This window comes from Hydrogenibacillus schlegelii (genome assembly GCF_001653195.1).
Lineage (GTDB): Bacteria > Bacillota > Bacilli > Thermicanales > DSM-22653 > Hydrogenibacillus > Hydrogenibacillus schlegelii.
The window spans coordinates 97,620-105,853 of record NZ_JXBB01000063.1; the positions used below are offsets into that span (position 1 = coordinate 97,620).

The following is an 8,234-nucleotide window of genomic DNA, read 5'->3' on the forward strand; positions in this document are numbered from 1 at the left end:
AGGGGGACCGTTTCGCGAAGCCATGCATCCGCATGAACAGGAATATTTCAACGTCCTTTTGCAGCTGGCCGTCGATCGTTTCAGCGAGCGGATCGTCCAGCGAACCGCCGGAGCGAAAAACGCCTTGGAACGGCTTCGGTCCGATCCGCAGGGGGATGGCGTCTGGCTCGATGCGTTTGTCGAGGCGTTTTTCCGCGATGCGCTTCTCGACCAGCCGGCGGGGTGGACCTTCATCGTTCAGGCGCTTTCCGCCCGACGGCTGGACGCTCCCGCGGTCTTGACGCTCGTTCCGGAGGCGAAGACCTACGGAGAGCTCGTCTCCAGGCTCGCCGTGCGGGCCTTTGCCGACCTCCTGCGACAAAAGACGGAGGAGGCGCTCGAACAGGCGCTCGCGTTCGGAGGTGAGGAGTGATGCCTCACGTTCGGCAAGAATCCGTTCAGGAAGAAGATTTTGAGCGCCTGGCGCTTCGCGTCGACGAGGCGGTGGCCGCGCTGAAAAACCTCCCCGAGGACGCCCGCACCAAGGCGATGGAGCTGAAAAAGGCGATCGAACGCTTTCACGCCTTTGCCCTCCGGCGGCTCGTCCGCCGACTCCGGGAGAACGAAGCGGGGAAAGCGCTGCTTTACGAGGCGATCGAAGATCCGGCGATTTATGCCCTTTTTCTCATGCACGGCATCATCAAACCGGACCTCGCCACCCGCGTGGCCGTGGTCCTCGAAGAAGTGCGGCCGTATCTTCGGTCTCACGGCGGCGACGTGGAGCTCGTCCAGGTCGAGGGAGAAATCGCCTACGTGCGCCTCCACGGGGCGTGCACGGGCTGCTCGCTTTCGGCTTTGACGCTGAAAAACGCGGTGGAAGAGGCGATCCGCGCCCGCGTTCCGGAGATCGCCCAGGTGCGGATGGCCAAAGATGACGTCGGCTCCGGGTATCTGCCGCTCAACGTGATCGACGAACGTCCGGACCTTGCTTCGAGCGGCTGGATCGAAGGGCCGGACGTCGACGCGCTGGAAGAGGGAAAACCGACGGCGGTTTCCCACGGCGATACGTCGATCCTCCTTGTCCGCCTCGAAGGCAAGGTGATGGCCTACCGCAACGAGTGCCCGCACATGGGCATGCCGCTGGATGCGGGTATGGTCGATGGAGAGGAGATCACCTGCCCCTGGCACGGATTCCGCTTCGACCTTTCGTCGGGCGAATGCCTCACGGCCCCGCACGTTCAGCTGGAGCCGTTTCCCGTCCGGGTGGAGGGGCGCCGCGTATGGATCCGCGTCGGCTGACGCTCAAGCCCGTGCGCTGGCTGGGCGCGCCGGCGCCCGGAGGGCTTTTGCTTCCGGCCGCCGCGCCGTCGCGGGAGACGATGTACGCGCCGCGCGGCGTGTACTTTGACGACCGCACGGTCATCGTCGCCGACAGCGGCAATCATCGGGTGCTCATCTGGCACGGCTTTCCCGAGCGCGACCATGCGCCGGCCGACGTCGTCCTCGGGCAGCCGGACTTTACGTCGGAAGGGCCTCGCCTGTTGCACCTGCCGACGGCGGTGGCGGTCTACGAAGGGCGGCTTTTCGTCGCCGATGCCTGGCATCACCGCATTCTGATCTGGAATGAGGTGCCGACGTCGAGCGGCGCGCCGCCGGACGCCGTCATCGGGCAGGCGTCGATGGACGGCGTCTTGCCCAACCGCGGAGGGCCGGTACATCCCCTCGGGTTGTATTGGCCGTACGGGATGGCCTACCTGGCCGGGCGGTTTTACATCGCCGACACCGGCAACCGGCGCGTGCTCGGCTGGAACGGCATTCCGGAAGGCGACCGTCCGCCGGACGTCGTGCTGGGACAGCCGGACGGCTACACCGGCCTGGAAAATCGGGGAAAAGGCGTCTCGGCCGACGCCTTCCGCTGGCCGCATGCCCTGGCCGGGGACGAGACGCGGCTTTATGTGGCGGATGCCGGAAACCATCGCGTGCTCGGCTTTTCTCCCCATCCGCCGGGCGACCGCCCGGCCGATCTCGTGCTCGGCCAAAGCGATTTCAATCGCAATTTTGAGCTGCCGCACGTCCCGCAAGGGCCGTGCCGGATGCGCTTTCCTTACGGCGTCGCGCTCTGTGCGTTCGGCCTGGCGGTGGCCGATACGGCGAACAACCGGGTGCTCCTCTTTGCGGACGTGCCGGAGCGCGGCGCGTTTTATCCGGCGCAGGCGGTGCTCGGCCAGGCGGACTTCGAGGCCTCCGGCGAAAACCGCTGGCAGGGCGTGGCGCCGGACACGCTGTGCTGGCCCTACGGCCTCTGGTGCCACAAAGGCCGCCTGGCGGTCGCGGACACGGGGAACAACCGCGTGATGTTCTGGGAGCTCGTCGCCTGAAAAAAGACGGGAAGGAGGGGGCGGCATGTGCCTGGCCATTCCGGGGCAGATCGTGGAACTGGATGATCGGGGGCAGTACGCCACGGTCGACGTTTCCGGCGTGCGCCGAAAGGTCAACGTCGGGTTGCTCAAACAGGAGGACGTGACGGTCGGCGACTGGGTGCTCATCCACGTCGGCTTTGCGATGAGCAAGATCAGCGCCGAGCAGGCGGAGGAGCAGCTGCGCCTGCTGTCGGTGCTCGGGGAGGCGGAGGGGGCGCTGGAGGAGGTCCGGGGGTATCAATTCGATCCGTCCTTCGGCGAGGGCCCAAAAGGCGCCGGACGCGGTTAAGCGAAGGCAGAAGGCAAACGGGCACACGCAAAGGCCAAAGAGCGCTTTGCCGGTGACGGTCCCGGTCGGGTTGGACGTCGGGCTGGACGAAGGTTTTAAGACTCGGAAAGAAGGGGACGGACGATGGATCGGGAGCTCGCCCGCTACGGGGAGCGTCGGCTTCGGGAAGACGGATGCGCGACGTGCGGCGACGTCGCCGTTCCCGTGCGCGTGATCGCCGTTTCGGGGCGGGAGGCGACGGTCGAAGACCGCGCGGGGGTGCGGATAAGCGTGGCGATCGATTTTGTGCCCGACGCGAAGGCCGGAGAAATTCTCCTCGTCCACATGGGCGTGGCCATCGGTCGGGCGCTGGAGGTGGCGCTCTGATGCGCTACGTCGACGAATTCCGGAACGCGGAACTGATCGAAAAGACGGCGCAGGAAATCCGGCGCCGGGTGGATCCGTCGAAGCGCTATCGCTTGATGGAAGTGTGCGGGGGGCATACGTTTTCGATTTTCCGCTTCGGGATTCAGGAGCTCTTGCCGGAAAACATCGAGCTCGTCCACGGGCCGGGCTGTCCGGTGTGCGTGCTCCCGATGGGACGGATGGACGACGGGCTCAACCTGGCGAAAGATCCGAGCGTCATCTTCACGGCGTTCGGCGACGTCATGCGCGTCCCCGGGAGCCACGGTTCCCCGCTGGAGTTCAAGGCCAAAGGCGCGGACGTGCGCATGGTCTACTCGCCGCTCGACGCGCTCAAGCTCGCCGTCCAGAACCCCGATCGCCAGGTCGTCTTTTTCGCCATCGGGTTTGAGACGACGGCGCCGTCGACGGCGCTCACGCTCCTTCGGGCGCGGGAGATGGGCGTCCGGAATTTCTTTGTCCTGTCCAATCATGTGCTGATCCTTCCCGCCATCCGGGCCATCCTCGAGTCGCCGGACATGCGCATCGACGGTTTCCTCGGTCCGGGGCACGTGTCGACGGTCATCGGCGCCCGGCCGTATGAGTTCATCGCCCGCCATTACGGCAAACCGGTCGTCATCTCCGGCTTTGAGCCGTTGGATTTGCTGCAGTCCATTTTGATGCTCGTCCGGCAGATCGAAGAAGGCCGGGCGGCGGTCGAAAACCAGTACAGCCGCGTCGTCCCGTGGGACGGCAATCGCGCGGCGCTCGCGGCGATGGCCGAAGTGTTCGAAGTCCGGCCCTTCTTCGAATGGCGCGGGCTCGGCTTCATCTCCCAGTCGGCGTTGAAACTGCGGCCGGAATTTGCGCCCTGGGACGCGGAAGTGCAGTTCGAAATCGCGGGGCTCCGGGTGACCGATCCCAAGGCCGCCCAGTGCGGTGAGGTGCTCAAAGGCGTGCTCAAGCCGTTTCAATGCAAATTGTTTGGCAAGACGTGTACGCCCGAACGGCCGGTCGGCGCCTTGATGGTCTCTTCCGAAGGGGCCTGCGCCGCGTACTACCATCACGTCTATGCCCGGCAGGCGGTCGGAGAGTAAGGCGAAGGACGAGGGCACCCCAGAAAAGGTGTATTACAACCTGACCATCACGATCGTCGGTCTGTGCTCGGTGACCTTTGCCGCGTCGTATGCGATCTGGAAGGGGGATCGCATCGCGGAGCGGTGGTCTCAAGAGAAGGCCAATGAAATGCAGGCCCGACAAAATGCCAGGAGCCCGAAAAACGGTGGGGGATGACGATGTCCCGGACCAGGCCGCACGTTCGCTTCCAGGACCCATCCATCGAACTCGCTCACGGAGCGGGGGGCAAGGCGAGCCGGCGGTTGATCGAGGGGCTGATCGCCCCGTACGTGTTCGAATCCGGCACGGAGCTTCGGGACGTGGCCGAAGTGGCCCTCGCCGGCGGGCGGCTGGCCATGACGGCGGACGCGTTCGTCGTCAAGCCGCGCGTCTTTCCCGGGGGATCGATCGGGGAGCTTGCCGTCAACGGCACCGCGAACGATCTGGCGATGGGCGGAGCGAGGCCGCTGGCGCTCGTCGCCACGCTCATCCTGGAAGCGGGACTTCCGACGGAGGAGCTCGAGCGGGAGATGGCCGCAATGGCCCGAGCCGCGGAACGGGCGGGGGTGGCGATCGTCGGCGGCGACACGAAGGTCGTCGAACACGGCAAAGCGGACGGGCTGTACATCTCGACCGCCGGCATCGGCCTCGTCGATCCGCGCGTCGATCTGTCGGCGAAGCGCGTCCGGCCGGGCGATCAGGTGCTTCTTTCGGGGCCGATCGGCGATCACGGGATCACGATCTTGCTTGCCCGCGGGGAGATCGAGCTGGAGGCCGAACTCACCTCCGATACGCGCCCCCTCTGGCCGCTGGTGGAGGCGCTCATCGAGGCGGCGGCGCCGGGCCTTCGCTGGCTGCGCGATCCGACGCGGGGGGGTGTGGCGACGGCGCTCAACGAACTCGCGCGCGATGCCCGGGTGACCGTCGTGCTGGACGACGAGGCGATTCCCGTACGCCCGGAAGTGCGCGGCGCCTGCGAAATACTGGGGCTGGACCCGCTCCATATCGCCAACGAAGGGCAGTTTCTCGCCGTCGTGGCGCCGGAGTACGCCGATGCCGCCCTCGAGGCTTTGCGCCGCGTGCCGGGCGGCGCATCGGCGGTGCGCATCGGGGCGATCGAAGAAGGAGCGCGACCGGTCGTCCTCGCTCGCTCGCGCTACGGCGGAACGCGCGTCATCGACATGCTCGTCGGCGATCCGCTGCCGCGCATCTGCTGATCGGATCTCCCCGCGTCCTTGAGCGAATCGAGGGAAGCCGTCTCTTCAGCCGATCGGTATTCTCGGTGGGCGGTGAATCGCAGAATGGAAGCCTGGGTGCGCGAACGGCTGCTCGCGCGAAATGCGGTGTCGGCCGCGTTTTTCCAAAAGCAGGCTCGCCCCTTGGCGGAGATGTGCGCGGAGATGGCGGATCGGTTTTTGCGCGGCGGGCGCCTGATCGCCTTCGGACGCGGCGCTTACGCGACCGATGCGCAGCACGTCTCGGTGGAATTCATCCACCCGGTCATCGTCGGCAAGCGGGCCCTTCCCGCGCTGGATGCGTCGCCCCTTTTTCCCGAGGGAGTCGAAGCGCTCTTCCGGCCGGACGATATGGTCATGGGATTCGCGCCGGCGGAAGGGGACCCGGAGATCGAACGGACGCTTGCCGAGGCCAAACGGATCGGCGCCCTCACCTTCGCGCTGCAGGGGGCGTCCGGTGCCCACGCCGATTACGCGGTGCGCCTGGAAGGCGTGCATCCGTTCATTGCCCAGGAAATCATCGAGATCCTCTATCACACGCTTTGGGAGACGGTGCACGTTTTTTTCGAACATCACGCGCTGGAAGGGTCGGAGATCGACGCCGGGGACGCGGCGTTTTTGTATCCGTTCCTCGGCGGCGAGGGTCATAGCGGGCGCGCTTTTGCGGGCGGATTCGACCGGGACGCCGATGCGGCGGCCGGGCGGTTCGCCGCGGCGACCGGCGGCCGAGCGTCGGAGAAGGGGGAGGATGGGGGTCGGGGGCATCGAGAGGCGGTCGTGGAAGCGGTCGCGCGTTCCATCGTGATGAAAGCCCAGGACGACGAAGCGCTCCGCCTTCGGATGGTCGAAGAGATTCCGGCCGTCGTCGAGGCCATCCGGGCGTTGAAAAAGGCCCGTGAACGGGGTGGGAAAGCGCTCATTTTCGGAAACGGCGGTTCGGCGACGGACGCCAACGACTGGGCGTACGATCTGAACGTGCCGCCGTCCGGGATGCGGCCGTATCCGGCGGTGTCGCTGGCCGCCGAGCCGGCGGTGCTGTCGGCGCTGGCCAACGACGTCGGTTCGGAAGTGATCTTTTTGCGTCAGGTGATTGCTCATGCCCGTCCGGGCGACGTCGCCGTCGCGATCTCGACCAGCGGAGGATCGAAAAACATCCTGTTGGCGCTTGAGGAAGCGCGTAGACGAGGCCTGGTCACGATCGCCCTGCTCGGATACGACGGCGGGGAGGTCGTCCGCCGCTCGCTCGCCGACATCCCGATCATCGTCCGATCGGATTACATCCCGCGCATCCAGGAAGTGCAGGCAAGCGTCTATCACATCATCCGCGAAGGGTTGGAGGTTCGTAGCAGTTACAAATAACCACCCTGTTCTTGACTGAAATTTACTGTTCTGATACTTTAAAGACATGGAACTTCTATCCATCCGCGAAGCGGCGAAAAAGCTCGGCGTGCACCCCAACCGCCTCCGGGAGTGGGAGAAAAAAGGGCTCATCCGACCGATTCGGCTCCCAAGCGGCCACCGAAGATACCCGACAGAAGAAATCGACCGCATCCTGAAGGCGGGAGGGATGAACGAAACAGAAGCCGATGCGGTCGCTCTCTACGCCCGGATCTCGACGAAAAAAGAGGCCGACGCGGGAAACCTCTCTCCCGACCGCCTGGCACGGTTTGGCTTTGATTACCTCGAACGGCACCTGAAGTTCTGCGGCGTAGAAATCGAAGTGATCTCGCCGAAAGAACCGGAAGAGGCGCACGCGGAGCTCGTTCAGGATCTTCTGGCCATCGTCACGTCTTTTTCCGCCCGGATCGACGGCGCCCGAGGGGGAAGGAAAATCCGCCGGGGCTTTCAGGAGCTGATGCGGCGTGTCGGGAAAGAATAGCTTCACGATCATCGGGGAATTCTTCCCCGAAGTTTACCCGGCCTTCCGATCGCGGAAGTGGGCCCGGGGCGAAGAAGATCCCTTGACCACCGAGATGCGGCTTTTCTCCGCCTGTCTCCGGTGGTCTTACAGGCGGATTTTGAAGGGAGTTTCCCGCACGGAAATCAAAAAGCACGGCCAGGATCTTTTCGGCCTCAACTCCCGCTACGTCGACGATGCCCGCCTGAAGGCGCAGGGCATGATCGATGCGCAGAAAGAACTTCTGGAGCTTGAGATCGAAACGACCGAAGCGAAGCTTCGGCGGGCGCGAAAGAAACTCGCCTGGGCCATGGAGAAACGGAGCCGGGCCGAGAAGAACGGCCTTCCGAAAGACGAACTCCGGGCGCTCGATCGGACCGTCCGGGCAAGACAGGCGCGCGTTTCCGCGCTGGAAAAGAAACTGAAGGAGTTAAGAGAACACAAAGAAAACGGAACCGTCCCGCCCGCGATCTTTGGAGGAAGAAAGCTCTGGCGGAACGTCTGCAAGGGAAAGGCCACCCGGGACGAATGGCGGGCGGCCCGCAAGAACCGGCTCTACGCCCGCGGGGACCGCACCAAAGGCGGCAACCCCAACCTGAAGATCACCTTCGACGGGCATGCATTCCGCATGGCCGTCACGATTTCTCACCTGTCGGAGGCGACCGGCGTGGATGCCCTGGGGCGACCGATCATGCGCCGGGCGCCCCGCGTCCTTGGGCGACTCTGGATTCCCGAGAAGCACCGGGCGCGCCTTCTCGGATGGCTCGCCGAAAAGCGGGCGTACACCGTAGAACTGATCCGGGGCCCGGACGGACGCTTTCGCGTTCACATCGCGCTGGAACTGGACGAACGTCCCGAGCCGGATCTTTCCCGCGGCGTTCTTTCCGTCGACATCAACCCCGACGGCGTGGGGCTCG

The 8,234-nt window shown here is 65.2% G+C and carries 10 protein-coding genes and 1 pseudogene; all 11 read left to right on the plus strand.

What is annotated here, in order from left to right; all coding sequences use genetic code 11:
- The first annotated feature begins 22 nt into the window (after window positions 1–22).
- Window positions 23–412, plus strand: a complete 390-nt coding sequence (locus SA87_RS11910) for a hypothetical protein (protein WP_066203608.1) — start codon at window positions 23–25, stop codon at window positions 410–412.
- Window positions 412–1,278: a NifU family protein gene (locus SA87_RS11915; RefSeq protein WP_066203610.1), complete on the plus strand. Its 867-nt coding sequence runs from the start codon at window positions 412–414 to the stop codon at window positions 1,276–1,278. The genes SA87_RS11910 and SA87_RS11915 overlap by 1 nt, the downstream gene beginning before the upstream one ends.
- Window positions 1,260–2,357 carry an NHL repeat-containing protein gene (locus SA87_RS11920; protein WP_066203613.1) on the plus strand — a complete coding sequence of 366 codons (1,098 nt, stop codon included), beginning with the start codon at window positions 1,260–1,262 and terminating at the stop codon, window positions 2,355–2,357. The genes SA87_RS11915 and SA87_RS11920 overlap by 19 nt, the downstream gene beginning before the upstream one ends.
- Before the next feature lie 25 nt (window positions 2,358–2,382).
- Window positions 2,383–2,688, plus strand: coding sequence for a HypC/HybG/HupF family hydrogenase formation chaperone (locus SA87_RS11925; protein WP_066203616.1), 306 nt, complete (start codon window positions 2,383–2,385; stop codon window positions 2,686–2,688).
- A 123-nt stretch (window positions 2,689–2,811) separates the two neighbouring features.
- Window positions 2,812–3,054 carry a HypC/HybG/HupF family hydrogenase formation chaperone gene (locus tag SA87_RS11930; RefSeq protein WP_066203618.1) on the plus strand — a complete coding sequence of 81 codons (243 nt, stop codon included), beginning with the start codon at window positions 2,812–2,814 and terminating at the stop codon, window positions 3,052–3,054.
- Window positions 3,054–4,166 (plus strand): hydrogenase formation protein HypD, encoded by a 1,113-nt coding sequence (gene hypD / locus SA87_RS11935; protein WP_066203620.1) that lies wholly within the window; start codon window positions 3,054–3,056, stop codon window positions 4,164–4,166. The genes SA87_RS11930 and hypD overlap by 1 nt, the downstream gene beginning before the upstream one ends.
- Before the next feature lie 28 nt (window positions 4,167–4,194).
- A complete protein-coding gene (locus tag SA87_RS11940; protein ID WP_156423562.1) occupies window positions 4,195–4,362 on the plus strand; it encodes a hypothetical protein in 168 nt (55 codons plus the stop codon).
- Window positions 4,363–4,364: 2 nt separating this feature from the next.
- Window positions 4,365–5,402, plus strand: coding sequence for a hydrogenase expression/formation protein HypE (gene hypE, locus SA87_RS11945; RefSeq protein ID WP_082718316.1), 1,038 nt, complete (start codon window positions 4,365–4,367; stop codon window positions 5,400–5,402).
- Between the two features lie 171 nt (window positions 5,403–5,573).
- Window positions 5,574–6,779, plus strand: a complete 1,206-nt coding sequence (locus SA87_RS14180; RefSeq protein WP_245637738.1) for an SIS domain-containing protein — start codon at window positions 5,574–5,576, stop codon at window positions 6,777–6,779.
- A gap of 46 nt (window positions 6,780–6,825) precedes the next feature.
- Window positions 6,826–7,299: a MerR family DNA-binding transcriptional regulator gene (locus SA87_RS11955; RefSeq protein ID WP_066203631.1), complete on the plus strand. Its 474-nt coding sequence runs from the start codon at window positions 6,826–6,828 to the stop codon at window positions 7,297–7,299.
- Window positions 7,283–8,234: pseudogene (locus tag SA87_RS11960) on the plus strand (IS200/IS605 family accessory protein TnpB-related protein); the annotation flags it as partial. The gene SA87_RS11955 and the pseudogene SA87_RS11960, both read left to right, overlap by 17 nt.